24 protein-coding genes are annotated in these 21,540 nt (G+C 73.5%); 7 read left to right on the top strand and 17 right to left on the bottom strand.

Annotation, left to right across the window (positions count from 1 at the left end; all coding sequences use genetic code 11):
• Together CRP30_RS21630 and CRP30_RS21625 are read right to left on the bottom strand one after the other, a co-directional pair.
• Window positions 1-341, bottom strand: a 341-nt coding sequence (locus CRP30_RS21630; RefSeq protein WP_143278527.1) for a SulP family inorganic anion transporter, incomplete at its 3' end; no start/stop codon positions are given.
• 133 nt (window positions 342-474) lie between these two features.
• Complete coding sequence (locus CRP30_RS21625; protein ID WP_097186101.1) at window positions 475-999, bottom strand: NUDIX domain-containing protein; 525 nt, start codon at window positions 997-999, stop codon at window positions 475-477.
• Window positions 1,000-1,037: 38 nt separating this feature from the next.
• Here CRP30_RS21625 and CRP30_RS21620 point away from each other — a divergent pair, with 38 nt between their 5' ends.
• Window positions 1,038-1,532, top strand: coding sequence for a DnaJ family domain-containing protein (locus tag CRP30_RS21620; RefSeq protein WP_097186100.1), 495 nt, complete (start codon window positions 1,038-1,040; stop codon window positions 1,530-1,532).
• 88 nt (window positions 1,533-1,620) lie between these two features.
• On the opposite strand, the gene CRP30_RS21615 is transcribed toward CRP30_RS21620, so the two are convergent.
• Together CRP30_RS21615 and CRP30_RS21610 are read right to left on the bottom strand one after the other, a co-directional pair.
• Window positions 1,621-1,989, bottom strand: a complete 369-nt coding sequence (locus tag CRP30_RS21615) for a nuclear transport factor 2 family protein (protein WP_097186099.1) — start codon at window positions 1,987-1,989, stop codon at window positions 1,621-1,623.
• A gap of 35 nt (window positions 1,990-2,024) precedes the next feature.
• Window positions 2,025-2,447: a hypothetical protein gene (locus CRP30_RS21610; protein ID WP_097186098.1), complete on the bottom strand. Its 423-nt coding sequence runs from the start codon at window positions 2,445-2,447 to the stop codon at window positions 2,025-2,027.
• An 86-nt stretch (window positions 2,448-2,533) separates the two neighbouring features.
• Here CRP30_RS21610 and CRP30_RS21605 point away from each other — a divergent pair, with 86 nt between their 5' ends.
• A complete protein-coding gene (locus CRP30_RS21605; RefSeq protein WP_235003608.1) occupies window positions 2,534-3,310 on the top strand; it encodes a helix-turn-helix domain-containing protein in 777 nt (258 codons plus the stop codon).
• Between the two features lie 25 nt (window positions 3,311-3,335).
• On the opposite strand, the gene CRP30_RS22870 is transcribed toward CRP30_RS21605, so the two are convergent.
• From CRP30_RS22870 to CRP30_RS21580, 6 genes are all read right to left on the bottom strand, one after another.
• Window positions 3,336-3,482, bottom strand: coding sequence for a hypothetical protein (locus tag CRP30_RS22870; RefSeq protein ID WP_200814903.1), 147 nt, complete (start codon window positions 3,480-3,482; stop codon window positions 3,336-3,338).
• Window positions 3,483-3,621: 139 nt separating this feature from the next.
• A complete protein-coding gene (locus CRP30_RS21600) occupies window positions 3,622-5,511 on the bottom strand; it encodes a hydantoinase B/oxoprolinase family protein (RefSeq protein WP_097186097.1) in 1,890 nt (629 codons plus the stop codon).
• Window positions 5,508-7,580 carry a hydantoinase/oxoprolinase family protein gene (locus CRP30_RS21595; protein ID WP_097186096.1) on the bottom strand — a complete coding sequence of 691 codons (2,073 nt, stop codon included), beginning with the start codon at window positions 7,578-7,580 and terminating at the stop codon, window positions 5,508-5,510. Before CRP30_RS21595 ends, CRP30_RS21600 begins: the two co-directional genes overlap by 4 nt.
• 49 nt (window positions 7,581-7,629) lie before the next feature.
• Window positions 7,630-8,061: a DUF1707 SHOCT-like domain-containing protein gene (locus CRP30_RS21590; RefSeq protein WP_097186095.1), complete on the bottom strand. Its 432-nt coding sequence runs from the start codon at window positions 8,059-8,061 to the stop codon at window positions 7,630-7,632.
• A 21-nt stretch (window positions 8,062-8,082) separates the two neighbouring features.
• Window positions 8,083-9,174 (bottom strand): winged helix DNA-binding domain-containing protein, encoded by a 1,092-nt coding sequence (locus CRP30_RS21585; protein ID WP_097186094.1) that lies wholly within the window; start codon window positions 9,172-9,174, stop codon window positions 8,083-8,085.
• 20 nt (window positions 9,175-9,194) lie between these two features.
• Entirely contained in the window at window positions 9,195-11,528 is a 2,334-nt protein-coding gene (locus tag CRP30_RS21580; protein ID WP_200814902.1) for a thiamine pyrophosphate-binding protein, read from the bottom strand.
• Window positions 11,529-11,674: 146 nt separating this feature from the next.
• On the opposite strand from CRP30_RS21580, the gene CRP30_RS21575 reads away from it, so the two are divergent.
• A complete protein-coding gene (locus CRP30_RS21575; RefSeq protein ID WP_097186092.1) occupies window positions 11,675-12,178 on the top strand; it encodes an Lrp/AsnC family transcriptional regulator in 504 nt (167 codons plus the stop codon).
• Between the two features lie 22 nt (window positions 12,179-12,200).
• On the opposite strand, the gene CRP30_RS21570 is transcribed toward CRP30_RS21575, so the two are convergent.
• The 7 genes from CRP30_RS21570 to CRP30_RS21540 are packed head-to-tail and all read right to left on the bottom strand — an operon-like array spanning window position 12,201 to window position 17,948.
• On the bottom strand, window positions 12,201-13,598 hold the full coding sequence (locus CRP30_RS21570; protein ID WP_235003607.1) for an FAD-binding oxidoreductase: 1,398 nt from the start codon (window positions 13,596-13,598) through the stop codon (window positions 12,201-12,203).
• Window positions 13,595-14,611 carry a glycerate kinase gene (locus CRP30_RS22200; RefSeq protein WP_099459172.1) on the bottom strand — a complete coding sequence of 339 codons (1,017 nt, stop codon included), beginning with the start codon at window positions 14,609-14,611 and terminating at the stop codon, window positions 13,595-13,597. The genes CRP30_RS21570 and CRP30_RS22200 overlap by 4 nt, the downstream gene beginning before the upstream one ends.
• A gap of 16 nt (window positions 14,612-14,627) precedes the next feature.
• Window positions 14,628-15,395, bottom strand: coding sequence for a dihydrodipicolinate synthase family protein (locus tag CRP30_RS21560; RefSeq protein WP_097186090.1), 768 nt, complete (start codon window positions 15,393-15,395; stop codon window positions 14,628-14,630).
• A gap of 34 nt (window positions 15,396-15,429) precedes the next feature.
• Window positions 15,430-16,353, bottom strand: coding sequence for a U32 family peptidase (locus tag CRP30_RS21555; protein WP_097186089.1), 924 nt, complete (start codon window positions 16,351-16,353; stop codon window positions 15,430-15,432).
• Window positions 16,350-16,763 (bottom strand): MaoC/PaaZ C-terminal domain-containing protein, encoded by a 414-nt coding sequence (locus CRP30_RS21550; protein ID WP_097186088.1) that lies wholly within the window; start codon window positions 16,761-16,763, stop codon window positions 16,350-16,352. The genes CRP30_RS21555 and CRP30_RS21550 overlap by 4 nt, the downstream gene beginning before the upstream one ends.
• A complete protein-coding gene (locus CRP30_RS21545) occupies window positions 16,760-17,191 on the bottom strand; it encodes an FAS1-like dehydratase domain-containing protein (protein WP_159961862.1) in 432 nt (143 codons plus the stop codon). The genes CRP30_RS21550 and CRP30_RS21545 overlap by 4 nt, the downstream gene beginning before the upstream one ends.
• On the bottom strand, window positions 17,175-17,948 hold the full coding sequence (locus CRP30_RS21540; RefSeq protein WP_200814901.1) for a GntR family transcriptional regulator: 774 nt from the start codon (window positions 17,946-17,948) through the stop codon (window positions 17,175-17,177). Before CRP30_RS21540 ends, CRP30_RS21545 begins: the two co-directional genes overlap by 17 nt.
• 204 nt (window positions 17,949-18,152) lie before the next feature.
• On the opposite strand from CRP30_RS21540, the gene CRP30_RS21535 reads away from it, so the two are divergent.
• The 4 genes from CRP30_RS21535 to CRP30_RS21520 are packed head-to-tail and all read left to right on the top strand — an operon-like array spanning window position 18,153 to window position 21,539.
• The gene (locus CRP30_RS21535) at window positions 18,153-19,418 is read left to right on the top strand and encodes a CaiB/BaiF CoA transferase family protein (RefSeq protein WP_097186086.1); all 1,266 of its coding nucleotides are present in this window, start codon (window positions 18,153-18,155) and stop codon (window positions 19,416-19,418) included.
• 11 nt (window positions 19,419-19,429) lie between these two features.
• A complete protein-coding gene (locus CRP30_RS21530) occupies window positions 19,430-19,825 on the top strand; it encodes a thioesterase family protein (RefSeq protein ID WP_097186085.1) in 396 nt (131 codons plus the stop codon).
• Window positions 19,826-19,866: 41 nt separating this feature from the next.
• Window positions 19,867-20,850, top strand: coding sequence for a tripartite tricarboxylate transporter substrate binding protein (locus CRP30_RS21525; RefSeq protein ID WP_097186084.1), 984 nt, complete (start codon window positions 19,867-19,869; stop codon window positions 20,848-20,850).
• Complete coding sequence (locus CRP30_RS21520; RefSeq protein ID WP_097186083.1) at window positions 20,847-21,539, top strand: tripartite tricarboxylate transporter TctB family protein; 693 nt, start codon at window positions 20,847-20,849, stop codon at window positions 21,537-21,539. Before CRP30_RS21525 ends, CRP30_RS21520 begins: the two co-directional genes overlap by 4 nt.
• Window position 21,540 lies beyond the last annotated feature (1 nt).

Genomic DNA, 21,540 nt, shown 5'->3' with positions numbered 1-21,540 from the left:
ACCAGCCCCAGCAGCACCTGGAAGATGCCGCCGAGGATGACGGCGGCGAACAGGTACTGGACGCCGTACTCGAGCGCCAAGGGCGCGACCACCAGGGCGATGGCGCCGGTGGCGGCGGTGATCATCGCCGGGCGGCCGCCGGTGAAGGCGATGACCACGGCCATCACGAACGAGGAGAACAGGCCCACCTGCGGGTCGACGCCCGCGAGGATCGAGAAGCTGATCGCCTCCGGGATCAGCGCGAGGGCGACCACGAGGCCGGCGAGGATCTCGGTGCGGGCCACGGTCGGCGACAGCCAGGCAGGACGGGTGGGACGGGGGAAGGACAGAGCTCGGGACATGCCACCGGTTCCGGGGAGGCGCCAGGAGGCGCGGGGGATCGACGCCGTCAGGGCGCCGTGCGCAGATGCGCGGTCCCGGACGATTCTGCCGCACACTCTTCCGTTACGTGAGGGATGAGTGTTGCGTCCTTCGTCACCCCCGGAGCAGGAGCAGGCTGTAGGCGGCGAGCGAGGGGCCGTCGGTGAAGCGACCCTCGGCGATCATGGTGCGCAGCTCCGTCTCGGACACCCATCCCGACCGCATGTCGGCTTCCGACGCCTCCCGCGCCGTCGGGCCCGGGACCAGCTCGTCGGCCACCCAGACGTCGAAGCGCTGGGTCATCAGGCCCGGGGCGAGGTCGAGGCGGCCGAGGTGCTCGATCCGGCCGGCGCGGAAGCCGGTCTCCTCCGCCAGCTCCGCCCGGGCCAGCTCCTCGGGCGCCCCGTCGGTGCCGTGGCTCCAGCTGCCCTGCGGGAACTCCCAGCAGCGCCGCCCGACGGGGTGCCGGAACTGCTCGACCAGCCAGAACCCGTCCCGGTCCACGGGGAGGACGACGGCGAAGTCGGGCCGCTCGACGACGCCGTAGACGCTGGTCGAGCCGTCGGGCAGCTCGATCACGTCCTCGCGCACCCGCGTCCACGGGTTCCGGTAGACCTCTCTGCTGCTCGTCGTCCGCACCCCGCGAGCCTGGCAGACCGGTGTCACGATGGAGGGCGATGACCGACCGCAAGCCGTCCGGGATGCCCTTCGACACCTGGGTCGACCACCAGATCTCGCAGAGCATCGCCCGGGGCGAGTTCGAGCACCTCGCCGGTGCGGGCAAGCCGCTGCGCGGGCTCGAGCGCGAGGAGACCGCCTACGACTGGGCGCTCGCCAAGGCGCGGCGCGAGGGCGTGGATACCGCGGCGATGCTGCCGCCGGGACTGGCCCTGCGGCGGGAGCGCGACCAGCTGCCCGCCCGTGCCGAGCGGCTGCACACCGAGGACGAGGTGCGCGCCCTGGGCGAGGACTACAACGCACGCGTGGCCGCCTTCTGGCGGCGCCCGCAGGAGAGCCGCTGGGCGCCCCTTCCCGGGATGGCGGACGTCGGCGCCCTGGTGTCGGGGTGGCTGGAGAGGCGCCCGCCGGAACCGCCGCCCGCGCCGCCGGCCGAGAACCCCGGCTCCCCGCCCCGCCGCAGGTTCCGGTGGCTGCGCCGGTCCACCCGGTAGGGGGGCACTGTCCGGGCAGCCGCGTCCCACGTGCTGAGCGGGAGCCGGGGGACGCGCCGTCCCCCGGCTCCCGCCGCTGCTGTCCGGTTCAGGCGGCGGCAGGCACCCGGTCGAGGAAGCCGAGCACCGTGCGGATCCGCCCGGTGCCGTCCACGACGGCGACGTCGAACCCGCTGACGGGTGCGTCCCGGCCCGGCTGCCCGAGGTCCCAGGTGAAGCGGACCTGGTCGTGGTGGGCGTCCGCCGGTCCGGCCGCCTGGAAGACGAAGCCCGGGAACTGCTGCTGGACGGCGGCGATGGTGGCGTCGAGGGCCTGACGCCCCTGGACCGAGACGAGCGGGTCGGTGTAGGTGACGTCGTCGGTGAACAGGTCCTCGATCGCGGCGGCGCGCGCCGCGGGGTCGGTCTCGTTCCAGGCGGCGAGGTACCGGCCGGCGAGGTCAGGGGTGGCGGTCACGGGGATCTCCTTCTGTCGTTCTCGGGTGGGTGGGATCAGGCGCGCCGGCGGAGGCCGACGAGCTGGAGGGCGGCGAACCCGGCCACGACGAGCGCCTGCAGCACGAGCCAGACGGCGCCGACGGTGGTGGGGGTGAACCGGTCGGTGAGCACGACGACGACGCTGCCGACGGCCCACAACCCGTTGAGGACGACGACGGCCTCGACCGCCGGCGTGCTCGGACGGGTGCGGGCGCCGACCAGCCAGACCGCGGCCGCGTACACCAGAAGGAAGGCCCCGACGCCCCGGAGGAGTCCGGGAGGGAGGCCGAGGAGGTCGTCCAGAAGGGCGGCGCCCACCAGGTAGGCGGCACCGTTCAGGCCGGTGACGACGGCGTCGAGCCGGAGGGCCAGCCGGAGCAGGCCATCGGGCCGGGACTGCGTGCGAGCCGGGTTGCCCGCGGCGGTGGAGGTGGTCATGGACCCACCGTGGCGGCGCTCGTGCGGCTGGTCGATTACCTGCCAGGTAGGTGAGGGAGGGTTGCGGCGTCGCTAGCGTCCCCGGTGTGACAGCCACCGCGATGCGCCCGCCGGTCGGGACCCTGCTGAAGACGTGGCGGCAGCGCCGGCGACTCAGCCAGCTCGACCTCGCCAGCGATGCCGGGGTGTCGGCCCGACACCTGAGCTTCGTCGAGACGGGCCGGGCCCGACCGAGCCGGGACATGGTGCTGCACCTGGCCGAGCAGCTGGAGGTGCCGCTGCGCGAGCGCAACGAGCTGCTGCTCGCGGCGGGGTTCGCGCCGGTCTACCGCCGCCGCGGGCTGGACGACCCCGACATGTCCGTCGTCCGCGCCGCGGTCGACCTGGTGCTGGAGGCGTACGAGCCCTTCCCGGCCGTGGTGATCGACGCCGGGTGGCACCTGGTCGCCGCCAACCGCGGCATCGCGCCGCTCATCGAGGGGGTCGCCGAGGAGCTGCTGGTGCCGCCGGCCAACGTGCTGCGGATGAGCCTGCACCCCGACGGGCTGGCGCCGCGGATCACCAACCTGCCGCAGTGGCGGGGGCACGTCCTGCACCGGCTCGGGCGCGAGGCCCACCTGACCGCGGACCCGCACCTCACCGCGCTGCACCGGGAGCTCCTGGCGCTGCCGGGCGGGACCGACCGCACGCCACCCAACGGGATCGCCGTGCCGCTGCGGATCCGGGTCGGCGACGACGTCCTCAGCTTCCTGAGCACCGTGACCACGTTCGGCACCGCGGTCGACGTCACCGCCGCCGAGCTCAGCATCGAGGCGTTCCTGCCCGCCGACCCGTTCACCGCCGAGGCGCTGAAGGCCCGCTGAAGGCCCGCTGAGGCCCCGCGGAGGGTCAGTCCTCCTGCGGCTCGTCGCCCTGCTCGCGCGCGTCGAGCTCGCGCGTGGCCATGCCGCCGTGGCCGCCCTCGTCGTGCTGACCCGGGTGCAGGTTGTTCGGCTCGGGCTGCTCGGTGCGGTCGTCCTCGCGGGGCTCGGTCATGCCACCAGCCTCTCGCATGCGGCCGGACGGCGCCGGAGCCGGGACCGGCCGCGCCGGTTCCGCGCCCGACGAGGGGGTCCGCCGACGCTCGTGCTCTGAGTCCCCGGGGACTCAGAGCACGAGCGTTCCGGAGACAGCGTCAGAGGACGTCGAACTCGTTGAACGCGGCGCCGCCGGAGAGGGTGGCGTAGCCGGGCCCGCGGTCGAAGAACGGCTCCTCACCGGTGCGGGCGGCCCGCAGCTCGGCGCGCAGCGCCTCGGTGGCCGCCGCGTCGGCGGTCCCGTCCTCGAGAACGACCACGCCGTAGTCCGCGCGGGCACCGGCGACGCTCACCTTGCGCCACGCGATGTCGCGCAGCACCTCCTCGACCGGCCGTTCCAGCGGGTCGCCCCAGCCACCGCCGCCGGTCGTCCGGATGCGCACGACGGTGCCCGCCTCCAGCGGCTCGGCGTCGGCCAGCGCGTCGACCTCGTGCTCGTTCGGCCCGCCCGGGTCCACGGTGATCTGGAACGGCTGGCCGGCCTTTCCGCCCTTGACGCCCCAGCAGGCGAGGATCGAGCGGTCGGCGATGGACATGAAGTGCGCGTCGCGCAGCACCCGGATGTGCTTCTCGTAGCCGCAGCCCCCGCGGTAGCGCCCGGCGCCACCGGAGTCCATCGCGAGGCCGAGCCGCTCCACCCGCAGCGGGAAGCGCGACTCGGTGAACTCCGTCGGCAGGTTCCGGGAGTCCGGGACGACGTGGATCGTGTCCTCGCCGTCGGCGTAGTACCGCCCGCCCGAGCCGCCACCGAGCACCTCGCGCATGAGGTACGGCTCGCCGTCGAGGTCGGTGCCGTAGACGCCGGTGTACCGGATCGTCTCCTGGTCGGCCGGCATCCGGCCGCCGGTGGCCTTGGCCAGCACGCCGGCCAGGACCCCGAGCAGCCGCAGGATGACGAACGTCCGGGCGTTGGTCGGCGCCGGGAAGATCGGGGTGAGCAGCGTCCCCTTCTCCGGGAAGCGCATCTCGATCAGCGGGACGACGCCCTCGTTGACGTCCAGCTGCGCCATCCGCTCCGGCGACGCGGCCAGGTTGCGCAGGATCGGCGCCAGCCACTTCTTCAGGAAGTTGCCGTCGGCGTAGTCGCCGCAGTGGTTGATCGGCCCCTTCGCCTGGGGGCCGGTACCGGTGAAGTCGATGACCAGCGGGACGTCCTTCGAGGAATCCATGATCAGCGTGATCCGCTGGCGGTGCAGCTGCGGCTCCTCGACGCCGTCGTGCTCGGCGTAGTCCTCCCAGACGTAGGTGCCGTCGGGGATCTGCGACAGGATCTCGCGCCGGTAGACCTCGGTGGAGCTGGCCAGGATCGCCTCGAAGCACGCCTCGACCGCGGCCACGCCGTACCGGTCGAACAGCTCGCCGAGGCGCCGGGCACCGGCCAGGCAGGCCGAGCACTCGGCGTCCAGGTCGGCCGCGAGCGAGTCGGGCATCCGCGAGTTGCGGGTCATGATCTTCAGCGCCGACTCGTTGGGCACGCCGCGGTCCCACAGCTTGATCGGGGGGACCATGAGGCCCTCCTCGTACACGCTGGTGGCAGCCGAGGGCATCGAGCCGGGGACGGCACCGCCGATGTCGTCGTGGTGGCCGAACGCCTGGATGAAGGCGACCACCTCGGGCTCGCCCGTGGTCGCTGACGCCGCGAACACCGGCACCGTCACGCACAGATCGGGCAGGTGGCCGATGCCCCCCTCGGACAGGTAGACGTCGTTGTGGAAGTAGACGTCGCCGACGTTCATCGTCTCGATCGGGTAGTCGCGCACCACCGGGTGCACGAGCGCCGAGTACGAGCGGCCGGTGAGCTTGCGCAGCTGCCGGTCGTGGATGCCGGCCCGGAAGTCGTGCGCGTCGCGGATCATCGGCGACCGCGAGGTGCGGCCGATCGACGTCTCGACCTCCTTCTCGATCGCGGCCAGCGTGCCGGCGACGATCTCGACGAGGACCGGATCGGCGTCCACCTTGGGGCCAAAATGGCCATTTGGGCCCGTCATCGGTCGGACTCCTTCGTGAGCAGCAGGTTGCCGTAGGTGTCGACGGTGGCCGCGAAGCCGGGGTGCACCGGGACCGTCGAGCCGAACTCCTCGATGATCGCCGGGCCGCTCACCACGTCACCGGACGCGAGGTCGGGCCGGTTGTAGGTCGGGGTGTCCATCCAGTCGTCGAAGAACACCCGCCGGGATCCCGTGACGGCCCGGTCCGTCCCGCCGTCCTTCGGTTCCAGCTCCACCACGTCGGGACGGCGGATCGGCCCGATCCCGCTGACCCGGAGGTTGACCCACTCGACGCCCTGGCGGGGGTCGGTGGCGAAGTCGTAGCCGTAGAGCTGGCGGTGCGCCGCGTGGAAGGCCTGGGCGACCGTCTCCGAGCCCTCGGCGTCCAGGTGGCCGTCGGGCACGGGGACGCGGACCTCGAAGGCCTGGCCCACGTAGCGCAGGTCCGCCGTCCGCTGCATGCGCTGCTGGTCACGGGCGAAGCCCTCGCCGTCCAGTGCGGTCTGCGCCTGACCCTCCAGCTCGGCGAAGACCGACTGCACGCGGTCCAGGTCGAGGTCCACGTGCTTGGAGACGACGGTCTGCACGTAGTCGTTGCGGACGTCGACGGTCAGCAGCCCGAACGCGCTCACGTTGCCCGGGTTCGGCGGCACGAGCGTGCGCGGCAGGTTGAGGATGTCCATCAGCCGGCAGGCGAGCAGCGAGCCCGAGCCGCCGAACGTCGTGAGGGTGAAGTCGCGGACGTCGAGCCCCTTGGCCACGGTCACCTGGCGCAGGGCGTTGGCCTGGTTCCATGCGGAGATCTCCAGGATCCCGGTGGCGGTGCGTTCGACGTCCATGTCGAGCTTCCCGCCCAGCGCGGCCAGCCCCTCGCGGGCGGCATCGGCCGACAGCGGGATCTCGCCGCCCAGCAGGTGCGGGGGGATCCGGCCGAGGACCACGTGCGCGTCGGTGACGGTCGGCTGGTCGCCGCCGTCCGGGTAGCAGATGGGGCCGGGGTCCGCGCCGGCCGACCTGGGGCCGACCTTGAGCGTGCCCTCGGGGGAGAGCCAGGCGATCGAGCCGCCACCCGCGCCGACGGTGACGACGTCGATCATCGGGATCTTGCTCGGGTAGTCGCCGACCGAGCCCTCGGTGGTGAGCGCCGGCTCGCCGTCGATGACCACGGTGACGTCGGTGGAGGTGCCCCCGCCGTCGCAGGTGAGCACCCGGTCGAACCCGGCGGTGCCGGCGATGAGCGCGGCTCCCAGGGCGCCGGCGGCGGGGCCGGACAGCATGGTGGTGATCGGCTGGTGCACGACCTCGCCGGCCGACAGGACGCCGCCGTTGCTCTTCATCACGTAGAACGGGACGCCGGGGGCGATCTCGTCCAGGCGGGTGCGGATGTTGGTGACGTACGCGCCGACCTTGGGCTTCACTGCGGCGTCGACCAGCGTGGTCACCGAGCGCTCGTACTCGCGGTACTCGCGCAGCACCTCGGAGCTGATCGAGACGACGGCGCCCGGGTGCTCCTCGCGGATCACGTCGAGCATCCGGCGCTCGTGCGCGTCGTTCGCGTAGGCGTGCAGGAAGCAGACGCCGATCGTCGTGATGCCGGCGTCGGCGAAGAAGCGGGCCGCGGCGCGGGCGTCGTCCTCGTCGAAGGGCCGGACCTCGGCGCCGGTGGAGTCCAGGCGGCCGCGCACGGTGCGCACCAGGTCGGCCGGCACGATCCGCGGCGGCTTGACCCAGAAGTAGCTGTTGCCGTAGCCGTCGGGCACCGACTGGCGGGCGATCTCCAGGACCGACTCGTAGCCCTCGGTGGTGATGAACCCGATCCGGTCGAGCTTGCCCTCGAGCAGCTGGTTCGTGGCGACGGTCGTCCCGTGGCTGACGGCGGTGACCGCCGAGCCGTCGAGCTCCATCAGCCCGAGCACCTTGCGGACGCCGTTCAGAAAGCCCTCGGCCGGGTCGGCAGGTGTGGACGGCGTCTTCGTGGTCGTGGTCCGGCCGGTCTCCTCGTCCACCGCGACGACGTCGGTGAACGTCCCGCCGGTGTCGATGCCGATGCGCACCCGGCGTTCGCTCATGGATCGATACCTTAGTGCTGAGATAACCCGCCGCGGAAGGTCTGGGCGGTCACGGCTGGGGACGGCCGATGCCGAAGGCGTAGAGGACCGCCAGGACGGCGCCGGGCGGGCCGGCGACGTACAGCCACCAGGGGTGGATGAACTGGCCGGTGGCGAGCGAGACGGTGCCCCAGATCACGACGTTGATGGCCACCGCGCAGGCCCAGATGATCGTCAGGACCCGCATCGCGGTGCCGGCATCGTCCCGGGAGAACACCTGCCGGGGCGCCGGGGGCGGGGGCGGCGGCGGGGGCTGGGGCAGGTCCGCGGTGACGCGGACGAGCTCGCCGCGCGTCTTGGCCGCCCAGATGGCCTGCACCCGGGTGTCGAACTCGTGCAGGTCCAGCTGGCCGTCGCCGACCGCCCGCCGCAGCCGTTCCTGCACCACGGTGCGCTCGGCGTCGGACACCCGCATGTCGTCGGGTCGCACGGGTTCGTTCACGACAGGGATCGTCGCATCGCATCACCCCGCGATGTCGACGGCTTTCAGGGACAGGCCGCGGAATGCCGCGAGTCGCTCGGCCTGCTCGGTCACGGCCCGGCGGGTGGCCGCGTCGGCGCCGTCCCACGGGGTGACCGTGACGCTCAGGGACGGTCCCGCCTTCTTCGCGCGCCAGGTGCCGACGAGCTCGCCGTCGACCAGGACGCCGCCCGGCCGGCCGAGCGTGCGCCAGAGGTCCTTGGCGGACGCCGGATCGGGGACGAGCAGGTCGCGGTCGCGGGCCTGCAGGTGGAGATCGAAGGGGCCGAGCAGGTGGGTTCCGCGCGGCGGGTCGCCCAGGCGGGCCACGTCGTCGGCCAGCAGCCAGCGGGTCTCGCCGTCCACGTCGACCTCGACGGCGTCCTCCGGCCACCGGGCCGTGACGTCCTTCACCGGGGCGTCGAGGTAGCCCGCGACCAGCGTGGGCGTCGCCGGCCCGAGCAGGCGCAGGTAGCCGCGCACGACGTCGAGGCGCGCGGGCACCTCGTCGGCAGCCGTGAACCCCGGGATGGGCCGGAGGACCGGCGGTGACGTGCCCGGCTCGAGCTCGAGGCCGGCGCGGAGGGCGGACAGCCGGAAGGGCTGCTCGTAGGGATGGGTGGCGTCGCAGGGCACGCAGAAGCGCAGGTAGGGCTCGTCCAGCACGGCGGTGAGGGCCCCGGACATCGCGCCCTTGACCATCGGCTCGGTGACGATCGACCGCATCGCGCCGGCGATGACGTCGAGGGCGGCCAGGTTCGGGATGCCCGCGGCCCGGAGCGGCTTGCTGGCGTCGAAGATCCGCTTGCCGGCATCGGCGTCCGAGAACGGCGCGGTGGCCGCGGCGACCCCCGGCAGGTCCGTGCGGCGGTAGACGTGCGGCGCGCCCCGGACGGTCCACACCGTGGCCAGGTCATCCTCCGGCGGCGCCGCCAGGCCTCGGAGGGCCAGCGCCCACCGGGCGCCGTCCGTGCCGGTGTCCTGCGCCCCGAGGTCGAGGATCGCGGTGTCGGCGACGGTGCCGGACGCCCGGTCCAGCTGCTGCGCGCGCACCCGGAAGCCCAGCACCTGCCGACGCGTTCCCGATGGGCCCATGGCGGCCATCCTCGGGCCGGTCAGTCCACCAGGTCCAGCGCGGCGCCGACGATGGAATCGGCGTCCAGGCCGTGGAACCGGTACACCGAGGCGAGGTCGCCGCTCTGGCCGAACGCCGTCACCCCGAGGTGGGCCCCGGGCACCCCGTTGACGCCGGTCAGGAACGCCAGCGCGTGCGGATGGCCGTCGAGGACGGTGACGAGCGGCGTCGCCCGGTCGCGCGGGAAGACGGTGTCCAGGACCCAGGTCTCCGCGTCGTCGAGCCCGCGCCGGGCCTGCAGCGCGCGGAACAGCAGGCCGGGACTGGTCACGCAGACGACGTCGGCGCCGATGCCCAGGCCCGCCAGCCGGTCGGCCGCCTCCAGCGTCTCGGGGACGACGGCGCCCATGGCCACCAGGGTGACGGCCGGCCGGCCCGCCCGGCGCAGCGCGTAGGCCCCCGCCGTGACCTGCCGGCGGCGGCGCTCGCGGGCCGCGGGGTCGGTGGGCACCGCGGCGAGGGTCTGGTCGATCGGCCGGGTGGACAGCCGCAGGTAGGCCGAGCTGCCACCGGGCCGGCCCAGCCGGGCCAGCGAGGCCAGCAGGCACCACTCGGTGTCCAGCACGAAGGCCGGCTCGTAGGTGACGCAGCCGGGCTGCTCCAGCCCGATGGACGGCGTCTTGATCGACTGGTGCGCCCCGCCCTCGGCCGCGAGCGTGACGCCCGACGGCGTCCCGACCAGGATCGACTGCCCGCCCGCGTAGATGCCGAACGACCACGGTTCGAGTGCGCGCTCGACGAACGGGTCGTACATGACGCCGATCGGCAGCAGCGGCTGGCCCCAGCGGTCCCAGGTGGTGCCGAGCTCGCCCATGAGGCCGACCAGGTTGGTCTCGGCGATCCCGAGCTCGATGTGCTGACCGCTGGGCTGCTCCCGCCAGTGCAGGATCGTCTCGGCGTCGTCGGCGAACCAGTCGGCCCGCTCCGACGACGCCCAGACGCCGACCTTGTTGACCCAGCCCCCCAGGTTGGTGCTCGAGCTGACGTCCGGACTGACCGTGACCACCCGGCTGCCCGCCTCGGGGGCGGCCCGGTTGAGGTCGAGGAGCGCGCGGCCCAGCGCGGCCTGCGTCGTCGCCGTCCCCGTGGGGGTGCGGCCCAGGTCGGCCGGGATCTCCGGCGCCGAGGCCGGCGGCTCCTCGACGCGGCGCAGCCGGTCCGCGGCCTCGGTGAGCAGCCGGGCGGCGGCGCTCCCCGCCGGGAGGACCGCCCAGGGGTCGGCCGGGTCGACGCCGAGGCCCTCGGCCAGCTGGGCGATCTGGGCCTCGTTGAGCAGCGCGGAGTGGTTCTGCGGGTGTCCCTCGGTGGCCAGCCCGTAGCCCTTGAGGGTGTAGGCCAGGACGACGGTGGGGCGGGTGTCGTCGATCTGCGCGAAGGCCGTGCGCAGGGCGGTCAGGTCGTGCCCGCCGAGGTTGCGGACGGCGGCGCGCAGGTCGTCGTCGGGGACGTCGGCGATGAGCCCCGCGATCGCACCCGATGCGGGCCCCTCCCCGGGCAGCGCGTCCCGCAGCTCCGCCGCCGTCCGGCGCAGCATCCGCTGGTACTCGGGGTTGGTCATGTCGTCGATGCGGGCGCGCAGGTGCTCCCCGCCGGGCCGGGCGAAGAGCTCCTCCAGAAGCCGGCCGTACTTCACGGTGAGCACCTGCCAGCCGGCCGCGGCGAACATGCCCTGCAGCCGGGTGGCGCCCATCGTCGGCACGACGCGGTCCAGCGACTGCCGGTTGAGGTCCACGACCCACACGACCTCGCCCAGCTCGGCGACCATCGGGTCGAGCACCGTCTCCCACACCGCGCCCTCGTCAAGCTCGGCGTCCCCGACCAGGGACCACTGCCGCCCGGTCCCACCGGTGCTGCCGGACCCGAAGTGGCCGCCGACGTAGCGACGGGCCAGCGCCCCCCAGATCGGCGCGGTGGCGCCGATGCCGACGGAGCCGGTGGAGTAGTCGGCCGGGACCGGGTCCTTGAGCCGGCTGGGATAGCTCTGCAGGCCACCGAACTCCCGCAGTCGCGGGAGGTAGGAGGCGTCCAGCTGGCCCAGCAGGTACTCCAGCGCGTGCAGCACCGGCGAGGCGTGCGGCTTCACCGACACCCGGTCCTGCGCGTCCAGCTGCTCGAGCCACAGCGCGGTCATGATCGTGACCATCGAGGCGCTCGAGGCCTGGTGCCCGCCGACCTTGAGGCCGGTCGGGTTCGGCCGGAGCCGGTTGGCGTGGTCCACGATCGACGTCGCGAGCCACAGCACCCGCTGCTCGATCTCCCGGAGCGCCCGGTCGTGCTCGGTCTGCTGGTCGCCGTGCAGGGCCGTGCGGCTCATCCGGTGCTCCTCGCTCATGGCTGCCGGATTCGTCGTCGGATCCAGCACTCTGCCCCGGCAGCCGACCATGGGCCGCCGGGGTGCACAATCTCGCCCACGTCCGGTGAGCAGACTGCTGAACCGGCGAGGGCCCGGGGAGGCCGCCGATGGGCACTGTGCACGGTCCGCGGACCGTCGACCGGACGGATGCGCGCCTGTTGTCGGCGCTCGACGAGGAGCCACGCGCCACCGTCCTCGCGCTCGCCGAGCGGCTGGGCCTGTCCCGGAACACCGTCCAGGCCCGCCTGGCCCGCCTCGAGCGCGACGGCGTCCTGCTGTCCTTCCAGCGCCGCATCGATCCCGCGGCGCTCGGCTGCCCGGTGACCGCGTTCATCACCGTGCGGGTCCGCCAGCAGATGCTGGACGCGGTGGCCGCCGCACTGGCCGGCATCCCCGAGGTGGTCGAGGTGCTCGGGCTCAGCGGCCCCGACGACCTGCTCGTGCGGGTGGTCGCTCCCGACGCCGACGACCTCTACCGGATCGCCGGGCGGGTGCTCGCCACGCCGGGCGTCGAGCGCACCGAGACCGCCGTGCTGATGCGCCGCCTCGTGGAGCACCGCGTGGCTCCCCTCCTCGAGCGCCTGGTCGACGCCCCGTCCGCGGCGGACTGACGGCCGCTCACCGGACACCGGTTCAGAGCACCTTGCCGGGGTTGAGGATGCCCAGCGGGTCGAACACGGACTTGATGCCCTGCTGCAGCGCGTAGGAACGCTCGCCCAGCTCGGTGCGCAGCCAGGCGCGCTTGAGCAGCCCGACGCCGTGCTCACCGGTGATGGTGCCGCCCAGGTCCAGGGCCAGCCGCATGATCGCGTCGAACGCCACCTGGGCGCGCTCGGCCGCGGCGGCGTCCCCGCGGTCGAACACGACGGTGGGGTGCATGTTGCCGTCGCCGATGTGCCCGGGGCAGACGATCAGGGTCCCGGTGTCCGAGGCAATCCGCTCCATGCCCGCCAGCAGCTCCACCAGCCGGGCCCGCGGGACGGCGACGTCGTCGACGAGCGTGGCGCCCAGCTCCTCGACCGCCGGGTTGACCAGCCGCCGCGCCTGGGTGAGCATCGCGGACTCCGCGGCGTCCTCGGCGACGGCCACGTCGCGGGCACCCAGGGCCTCGCAGATCTCGCCCATGGCGGCGACGTCGGCGGCCGCGAGGGCACCGCGGTCGGACTGGGCGATCAGCAGCGCCTGGGCGTCCAGCGGCAGGCCCATGTCGCGGTAGGCCTGGACGGCGCCGATGGACGCCTTGTCGAGGAACTCCATCATCGACGGGCGCAGACCCGAGGCCATGATCCGGGCCACCGCCGTCATCGCGTCGGCGGTCTCGTCGAAGACGGCGGCCATCGTCAGGGCCGGTTCGGGCGCGGGACGCAGGGCGAGCGTCGCCTGCGTGATGATCCCGAGGGTCCCCTCGGACCCCACCATCAGGCGGGTGAGGTCGTAGCCGGCCACGCCCTTGGCGGTCCGGCGCCCGACCCGCACGACCTCACCGTCGGCGAGGACCACCTCCAGGCCGCGCACGAAGTCGGCGGTGACGCCGTACTTCACGCAGCAGAGGCCACCGGCGTTCGTGGCCAGGTTGCCGCCGAGGGTCGACAGCTCCCAGGAGGAGGGGTCCGGCGGGTAGAACAGCCCGACGGCGGCCACGGCGCGCGACAGGTCGGCGTTGATGACCCCCGGCTCCACGACGGCCACCTGGTCGACCTCGTCGATCTCCAGGATCCGGTTCATCCGCACCATCGAGATCAGCAAGGCGCCGTCGACGGCGTTGGCCGCACCCGACAGGCCCGTGCGTGCGCCCTGCGGCACGACCGGCACCCGGTGGCGGGAGGCCCAGCGCATGGCGGCCTGGACCTCCTCGGTGGTCGTCGGCCGGACGACGCCGAGAGGCCGGCCGGCGGCACAGGAGCTCGCGCTGTCGTGGCGGTAGGCGTCGCTGGTCGCCTCGTCGACGACGACGGCCCCCTCGGGCAGCTCGGCCGCCAGCTCCTCGATGGGCAGACGCTGGATCGGGGTGTCCTGGATCGGTGTGCTCACGTCGTCGTCCACTCCTGGCCGAGCCACTGCGTGGCGGCCTGTGTCACGCATCCCAGGGGGTCACCCCAGGACGCCTCGGATCCGAACTCGTCGAGCAGCGACACCGCCGCCACCCGTCCGGCGACCTCCTGGTCGACCGCCCCGGCCACCACGAGGGCCGGGACGCCGTGCTGCTCCGCCAGGGCGAGGACGCCCCCGACGACCTTGCCGTTGAAGGACTCCGCGTCGAGCTTCCCCTCGCCGGTGACCACGGCGTCGGCCGCGCGCACGGCGTCGGCCAGCCCGGTGTGCGCCGCGACCAGCTCGAACCCGGGCACGAGCCGCGCGCCGAGGGCGGCGAGCGCGCCGCCGAGCCCGCCGGCGGCACCGGAGCCCGGGATCGCGGTGAGGTCGACGCCGTACCGCTGCCGGTAGAGCGAGGAGAGCCGGTCCAGGCGGCCGGTCAGCTCGACGATCTGCTCCGGGGAGGCACCCTTCTGCGGTCCGAAGACCACGGCGGCGTCCCGGAACGGCGTCCGGACGTCGCAGGCGACCAGGACCTCGGCGCGCCCCTCCCGGCCGTCGAAGGGCGCCGAGGCCTCGAGGAGCTCCACGGTGTCGAAGCCGCCGTCGGTGGTGGCCGAGCCGCCCAGGCTGACGATGACGCGGGTGGCGCCCTCGGCGAGGGCGGCGGCGACGAGCTCGCCGGTTCCCCGACTCGTGGCCGCGACCGGATCGTTGCCCCTCGCGCCCCCGGCCAGGTCCAGCCCGGAGGCGCGGGCGCTCTCGATCACCGCGACCCGGTCGCCCCCCATCCGCCAGGGCGCCTCGACCGGCGTGCCCAGCGGTCCGGTGACGGTGCTGGCCCGGTTCGCCCCGCCGAAGGCGTCCAGCGTCCCCTCACCACCGTCGGCCAGGGGCAGCTGGACGCAGGCCCAGCCGGCGGCCGCCGCCGCCGCCGCGATCGCCCCGGTCACCTCCGGGGCGGTGGCCGAGCCGCGGAACTTGTCCGGGGCGGCGAGCAGCGTCCTCATCGGCCGGGGGAGGGTGTCACGCACCCACCCGGGCGACCGCGGAGACGCCGAAGCGCTCGGCGACCAGGTTCTTGATGCCCGCCGGGAAGCCGACCATGGAGGCGCGGTGCGGTGCGGCCAGCTCGACCTGCGCCTTGCCGTCGCCGGCGAAGGCGGCGATGCAGCGCTCGGGCTCGGCGTTGGCCAGCACGAGGATGGCGCCGGTCGCACCCACCGCGCCGCCCATCGTCAGCACCGTGGTGGCACCGACGTAGATGTCGCGGTCGAAGACCTCCAGCTCGTCGAGCAGCCGGCCGGCGTCACCGGAGGAGTCCTTAAGGCCGCTGACCGGGAGATCCGGGAGCACCTCGACCGGGATGCCGGGGGCGGCGGCGAACGGGAAGTGGTAGGCCAGCAGCGGCCGGCCGTTCCCGGCCTTCGCGACGCGGTCGAAGTAGGCCCGCGGGTCGGCGACAGCCGGGGGTGAGAGGACCAGCGCGGCGTCGGCGCCCGCGTCGTACGCCCGCGTGGTCAGGTCGGCGGCCTGCGCGCCGGTGGGGGCCCCCGTCCCGGCGAGCACGGGGATGTCGGCCGGGATCGCGGCCCGGACGGCGCTGATCAGCGCGCTGCGCTCGTCGGCCGTCAGCGACATCGCCTCACCGGTCGTGCCGGCGAGGAGGACCGCGCGCATGCCGAGTCCGGTCAGCTGCACGGCGAGATCGGCGGTGGCAGCGGTGTCGAGGCGGCCGTCGTCGTCGAAGAGGGTGACGAGCGCGACGCCGACACCGGTGAACAGCGGGGGCATGGGAATCCTCTCGGAGGTGCGGGGCACCGGCTGGTCAGCCGGCGACAGTGGCGGGGGTTGGGACGGCGGCCAGCTCCGGCGAGAGTTCGGCGAGCAGACGGAGGACCAGTTCCGCGCGGCGGACGCGTTCGCGGCCGAGGTTCTGGGCCATCGCGCCGAGGTGCCCGCCGACGGGGTAGATGTTCGGGGCGTTCCGCAGACCGAGCTTGAGGTAGACCGGGGCGGCCACGCGCACGACCTCGGGGACGTCGTAGAACCGCACGGCGCCGCCCTGGTCGTCGGGGACCTCGACGTACATGTCGATCGGCACGGTCGTCGCCGCCCGGATCTCGGCGATCTGCGGGACGGTCAGGTCGGTGGAGATGTTCAGGCTGGTCGCCCCGACCTGCTCGTAGAGGGCGGCGGTCGGGCCGTTGGTGAGCGGCATCAGGACCGACGTCTTCAGCACGAGGTCCTCGGGCAGCTGCCCGTCCCGCTTCATCCGGCCCAGGAGGGCGAGCACCCCGAGGTCACCGACGAGCAGGCTGCGGATCCCGAGCCGCACGGCACGCTCGGCGTCGCACAGCGAGGCGGCCACGGCCGCGTTCCCGCGAGCGGCGGCGCCGACGGCGGCCGACACCTTGGTCTGGCCGCCGATGTCCCAGGAACTGCGCGGGCCGAGGAAGAGGTTGACCTCGACGTCGTGCTCGGCGCCGAGCACGACCATCTGCCCGATCTCGGCGTCGGTCAGCATCATCACGCCGCTGCCCTGCGAGACGCGGTGGACCGGGACGCCGCGGGCACCGGCCTCGTCCAGGACGGCCGCCATGACGTCGGGCCCCTCGCAACTGGGGATCTCGACGCGGTACCGGGAACCGTCGGGGAACCGTCCTGCGGAGTCCTTGCCGTTGGAGAGGCCGTCGGTGAGCACGGGGTGCCCCAGGCCGGCGGTCAGGCGGTGGATGCTCTCCAGGGTCATACCGGTCCCTCCGTCAGCTCGACCTCGGCGGTTCCGATGGTCGTCCTCGTGCCGTCCGCGCTCGCCGTCCACACCTCGAGGGCCACCCGGGCGCCGTCCCGGCCGGTGACCCGGCCCCCACAGGTGACCGGCTCGTCGCGGAAGTCCATGCCCCGGTAGCTCACGTCCAGGACGGTGATCGCGCCACGTCCGGCGAACCACTCCTCCACGAGCCGGCCCAGCCAGGCGGTCTTGAGCAGCCCGTGCACCGCGAGCTCGCGGTGGCCGCGCGCCTGGGCGAAGGGGATGTCGTAGTGCATCTCGTAGAAGTCGCCGCTGGCTCCGGCGTACTGCACGAGCGTTCGCAGCGACGCCGTCTCGACGCGGGTGGTCTCCTCCGACCCGGTCTCTTCGATCCGTGGCCCGGTCATCGCCGCACCCGCGTCCCGACGTGGCGGACCGCCAGCGTCCCGTCCGGCAGCCGGAACTCGGTCACGAAGGTCAGCAGCGCGAGCGTGCCCGTGCGGCCGACCTTCTCCTGGGCGCCGGTGAAGGTGAGCTGCGAGGTCACCTCGTCCCCCAGCTGGAGGGGGCGGTGCACCTCGAAGCGATCGCCGCCGTTGATCCAGCCCATCCCGTAGGCGAGCGCCTCGGGCATGGTCGGTGGTTCGGTCAGGAAGCAGGCGGTGATGGTGACCGGCACGTCCGTGCCGTCCTCGTCGGCGCCGATGGCCCGCCGGTAGTCGCGCAGGTGCCGCCGCTCGACGACGTCGACCCGCTGCTCGGCGGTCCAGCCGACGGCCGCCTGCAGTGCCTCGAACGAGCCGGTCACGGTCCCGGTGTCATCGGTGTCCGTCACGCCGCATCGCCTCCTCTTCGTCCTGGCGGATGCGGGCGAACCAGGCCCGCGACTCAGGCGAGTGGCCCTCCGCGTCGTCCTCGATGCTCAGCAGGTAGGTGCGCTGGCCGTGGTGGGCCAGCGTGTGCGCCATGGCCTCGACGTCGCCGGCCTCGACGAGATCGAGCAGCGGGCGGTGCCGCGCGGCGTCCTGCCGGGCGGTCTCGATGCCGGCGCGCGCGCGGCGGTTCATGGCCATGCACATGCGCATCTGCAGCGACAGGGAGCGGTAGACGTCCTCGAGCCGGCGGTGGCCGGCCAGCCCGACGATCGCCAGGTGGAAGGCGAAGCTGGCCTCCACCACCCGCGGTGCGCCGTCCTCCTCGGCGGCGGCCTCGACGTCCGCGAACGCCTGGCGCAGCCGGTCCAGCCGCGCCTGCGAGCGGACCGGCACACCGAGCCGGACGGCGATCTGCTCGATCTCCTCCCGCAGCGACACGATCTCGTAGATGTCGTGCGGTGTGACCGGCGCGACGACGGCGCCCTTGCGGGGCACCTGGACGATCAGGCCCTCCTGCTCGAGCACCCGCATGGCCTCGCGCAGCGGCGGGCGGCTCACGCCCAGCTGGTCGGTCAGCCGGTTCTCGATCACGCGGTCGCCGGGGCGCAGCTCTCCGTTGAGCACCATCTGGCGGAGCGCCTCGGCAGCCAGGACCGACATGCTCGGCGGCGCCTCGATCCGGCGGGCGGAGGACACGGGGTCCGGCGCTGCGGTCACGGTGTTCCTCCCTTCTGTGTCAGGGCTGGGGGTCGCCGGGGGTCGCTGTGGGGACCCGGGCTCCGTCGCCGGGGTGTCCACATCTTCCTGTAACGGATTGTGCTGTGACCCTTGTCATGTCCCTCTGGCTTTTGTAGACAGTAGTCCATCTGCTGTGAGGCACACCACCTCCAGCACCGCACAAAATCGGAACGGAGGCTGCTGATGGCGGTCGAATCCGCGGGCCCGCTGGCCGGCGTCACGGTGCTCGAGGTCGGTGCGTTCATGGCTGCCCCGTTCGCCACCATGCAGCTCGCCGACCTCGGGGCCCGCGTCCTGAAGGTCGAGAACCCGACCGGCGGCGACCCCGTCCGGCAGACCGGCCCGTTCCTCGACGGGGAGAGCTCACCGTTCGTCCGCCTCAACCGGAACAAGGAGTCGGTGGCGCTCGACCTGAAGTCCGCCGACGGCAAGGAAGCGTTCCTGCGACTGGCCGAGCGGGCCGACGTGCTGATCGAGAACCTCCGGCCCGGCGCGATGCGGGGCCTCGGCTTCGGCTACGAGGAGATCCGCCGGGTGAACCCCCGGATCGTGTACGCCTCGGCGTCCGGATGGGGCCAGGACGGCCCGCTGGCCGCGCTGCCCGGGCTGGACATCATGGCCCAGGCGCGTGGCGGCCTCATGAGCATCACCGGCACCCCGGACGGCGACCCCGTCAAGATCGGCGTGCCGATCTGCGATCTGGTCTGCGCCATGTACGTGGCGCTCGGCGTGACCGCCGCGCTCAAGGAGCGGGACCGCTCCGGCGAGGGCCAGTACCTCGACGTCTCCCTGCTGGAGAGCGGTGTCTCGTTCGCCATCTGGGAGGCCGGCAAGTACTTCGCCACCGGCGACGTCGGTCGTCCCCTGGGCTCGGCGCACCAGAGCACGGCGCCCTACCAGGCGGTGCGGACGTCGGACGGTCACGTGACGGTGGGCGCCGTCACCCCGAAGACCTGGAAGGGGCTGTGCAGCGCCCTGGGGCTCGAGGCGCTCCTCGACGACGAGCGCTACGCCGACGCCTCCACGCGGCACGGCCACCGGGACACCCTCATTCCCGCCATCGAGCGGGTCACCACCACCCGGACCACGACGGACGTGGTCCGGGTGCTCGACGAGGCCGGCGTGCCCTGCGCACCGATCGCCGACTACGGCCAGGTCTTCACCGACGACCACCTCAACCAGCGGGGCTACTTCTGGGACGCCCCGCACCCGACCGTGGGCCCGGTCCGGCAGCTGGGGTCGCCCATGCGCCTGTCGCGCACCCCGGTCCGCCAGGACAGCGCCGGCCCCCAGCTGGGGGCCGGGACCCGCGCAGCCCTGGAGTGGGCGGGGATCCCGTCCACCGAGGTCGACGCGCTCATCGAGTCGGGCATCGCCGCCGACCCGGCGCACACCGCAGCGCCCCCGCCCGACGTCCCTGCCCTGCCCGCCGACGACCGACCCCTCTGAGGAGCCCCCGCATGACCAGCACACTCGAACCCGGTGTCCAGGGCGTCCTGGAGCGCACCGTGGCGGCCGAGCACTGCACCCGCCGCGGCGAGTACGACATCTTCTCCACGCCGAACCTCGTCCTCCTGCTGGAGGAGGCGGCGATCGAGGGTCTCGCCCCGCACCTCCGCGACGACCAGGCCAGCGTCGGCAGCAAGGTCGACATCGCGCACATCGCCCCGACGCTCCGGGGCCAGACGGTGCGGGCCACCGCCACCGTCACCGAGGTCGACCGCCGCCGCGTGCTGTTCGACATCCGCGTCGAGGACGACAAGGAGCTGATCGGCCAGGGCACGCACGAGCGGTTCGTCGTCGACCTGCCCTCGTTCGAGGACCGGCTGGCCGCCAAGGCCGGGCAGCTCCAGTGACCCCGCACGTCCGACCCGCCCCCACCCACAAGGGAGTTCCCGTGAAGCGTTCGCGTTCCGCCGTCCTGGCCACGACCTCGGTCCTGGCCCTCACGCTCGCCGCCTGCGGTGGCGAGTCCGGGGACTCGTCCGGTGGCGGCGGCGGAGGCTTCGAGCCCCGCGGCGACGTCACGATGATCGTGCCGTTCGGCGCCGGCGGAGGCAGTGACCTCGCCGGCCGCGCCACGGCCACCATGATCGAGGCGGCGAACGGGGACGTCGGCGTCAACGTGGAGAACCGCGAGGGCGGTTCCGGCGCGGTGGGCTACTCGGCCTTCCTCGGCGAGGCCGGCAACGCCGAGACCCTGCTCGCCACCGAGACCGCCCTCCTGGCGCTCCCGATCAGCGGCGAGGTCGAGTTCGACTACACCGACTTCACGCCGATCATGAAGCTGGCGGACGACTTCACCCTGATGATCGTGAACGCCGACAGCCCGTACCAGACCTGCACGGACGTCGTCGAGGCCGCCAAGACCGAGCGCATCGTCGCCGGCATCAGCGGCATCACCGGTCTGGACAACATCGTTTTCACGCTCACCGAGCAGGAGACCGGCGTGGAGTTCGACCGCGTGCCCTTCGAGTCCGGTGGTGAGCTGACCGCCGCCCTGCTGGGCGGCCAGATCGACATCGCGTCGCTCAACCCCGGCGAGATCATCGGCCAGCTCGAGGCCGGCGAGGTCAAGGCGCTGTGCGCCTACTCGGAGGAGCGCTACTCCGACTACGAGGAGCTGGCCGACATCGAGACGGCCAAGGAGCAGGGCATCGACGTCGCCTTCGCGCAGTTCCGCGGCGTCCTCGCCCCGGGCGGCATCGACGACGCGGCCCGGGAGTTCTGGATCGAGACCATGGAGGCCGCGGTCGAGACCGACGAGTACCAGCAGTACATCGAGGACAACTACCTGCAGGCCAACACCGCTGCCGGCGACGACTTCGTCACCTACCTCGAGGGCAACAACGAACTCCTCCAGCAGGTTCTCGAGGGATGACCGGTTCCCCGGCCAGGCGGGGGATCGCGGTCGAGCAGGCCGTCGTGTACGGCCTGCTCACCGCCCTCGGCCTCGGCGCCCTCGTCATGGCCCTCGGCTTCGGGTTCTTCCTCGAGGACTCCCGGGTCGGGCCCGGCCTCGTCCCCGGGGTGGTCGGTGGGCTCATCCTGCTCATCGCCGGCTGGGAGCTGCTCGCCACCCTGCGGGGCCACCGGACGTCGCACGACAGCGGTCTGGCCGAGGTCGTCGCCGCCGCCACCCCGGACACGACTGCGGACACGACTGGGCACACCACCCCGGGCGGCGCCTCCGCGGAGAGCGGCGCCCGGGAGGGCGGCTCCGCGGACGCGGCCACGATGTCCCCGGACGACGGACCCGTGGACCTCCCCGGCGACGGCGGCGGGCCGGGGCTGGACGACGTCGACATCTTCGGGCGGACGCCCAAGGAGCGGGGCCGCCAGCTGGTGGCCGTGTTCGCCGCGCTGGTCGTCGCCTGCCTGCTGGTGCCGTTGCTCGGCTTCCTCGGCTCGTTCTTCGTCCTGTCCCTGTTCATCTCCGCCGTCGTGGAACGGCGCAGGTGGGTCCCCTCGCTGATCGTGTCGTTCCTCGCGGTCGCCGCGGTCTACGGCGTCTTCGTCGGGTTCCTCGGCGTCCCCCTGCCCACCGGCCTCATCGGGATCGGGGGCTGAC

This window comes from Blastococcus haudaquaticus, assembly GCF_900230285.1.
GTDB classification, from domain to species: domain Bacteria; phylum Actinomycetota; class Actinomycetes; order Mycobacteriales; family Geodermatophilaceae; genus Blastococcus_B; species Blastococcus_B haudaquaticus.
Note: the sequence above shows the minus strand (reverse complement) of the source record. Positions and strands in the feature narration are given on the sequence as shown.

Excerpts from the sequence above, each read along its gene's own strand:
- CRP30_RS22200 (WP_099459172.1), bottom strand. The coding sequence starts at position 14,611 with ATGAGGACGCTGCTCGCCGCCCCGGACAAGTTCCGCGGCTCGGCCACC.
- CRP30_RS21610 (WP_097186098.1), bottom strand. The coding sequence starts at position 2,447 with ATGACCACCTCCACCGCCGCGGGCAACCCGGCTCGCACGCAGTCCCGG.
- CRP30_RS21550 (WP_097186088.1), bottom strand. The coding sequence starts at position 16,763 with ATGACCGGGCCACGGATCGAAGAGACCGGGTCGGAGGAGACCACCCGC.
- CRP30_RS21595 (WP_097186096.1), bottom strand. The coding sequence starts at position 7,580 with ATGAGCGAACGCCGGGTGCGCATCGGCATCGACACCGGCGGGACGTTC.
- CRP30_RS21555 (WP_097186089.1), bottom strand. The coding sequence starts at position 16,353 with ATGACCCTGGAGAGCATCCACCGCCTGACCGCCGGCCTGGGGCACCCC.
- CRP30_RS21535 (WP_097186086.1), top strand. The coding sequence starts at position 18,153 with ATGGCGGTCGAATCCGCGGGCCCGCTGGCCGGCGTCACGGTGCTCGAG.
- CRP30_RS21575 (WP_097186092.1), top strand. The coding sequence starts at position 11,675 with ATGGGCACTGTGCACGGTCCGCGGACCGTCGACCGGACGGATGCGCGC.
- CRP30_RS21600 (WP_097186097.1), bottom strand. The coding sequence starts at position 5,511 with ATGACGGGCCCAAATGGCCATTTTGGCCCCAAGGTGGACGCCGATCCG.
- CRP30_RS21520 (WP_097186083.1), top strand. The coding sequence starts at position 20,847 with ATGACCGGTTCCCCGGCCAGGCGGGGGATCGCGGTCGAGCAGGCCGTC.
- CRP30_RS21530 (WP_097186085.1), top strand. The coding sequence starts at position 19,430 with ATGACCAGCACACTCGAACCCGGTGTCCAGGGCGTCCTGGAGCGCACC.
- CRP30_RS21620 (WP_097186100.1), top strand. The coding sequence starts at position 1,038 with ATGACCGACCGCAAGCCGTCCGGGATGCCCTTCGACACCTGGGTCGAC.
- CRP30_RS21560 (WP_097186090.1), bottom strand. The coding sequence starts at position 15,395 with ATGCCCCCGCTGTTCACCGGTGTCGGCGTCGCGCTCGTCACCCTCTTC.
- CRP30_RS21585 (WP_097186094.1), bottom strand. The coding sequence starts at position 9,174 with ATGGGCCCATCGGGAACGCGTCGGCAGGTGCTGGGCTTCCGGGTGCGC.
- CRP30_RS21580 (WP_200814902.1), bottom strand. The coding sequence starts at position 11,528 with ATGAGCCGCACGGCCCTGCACGGCGACCAGCAGACCGAGCACGACCGG.
- CRP30_RS22870 (WP_200814903.1), bottom strand. The coding sequence starts at position 3,482 with ATGACCGAGCCCCGCGAGGACGACCGCACCGAGCAGCCCGAGCCGAAC.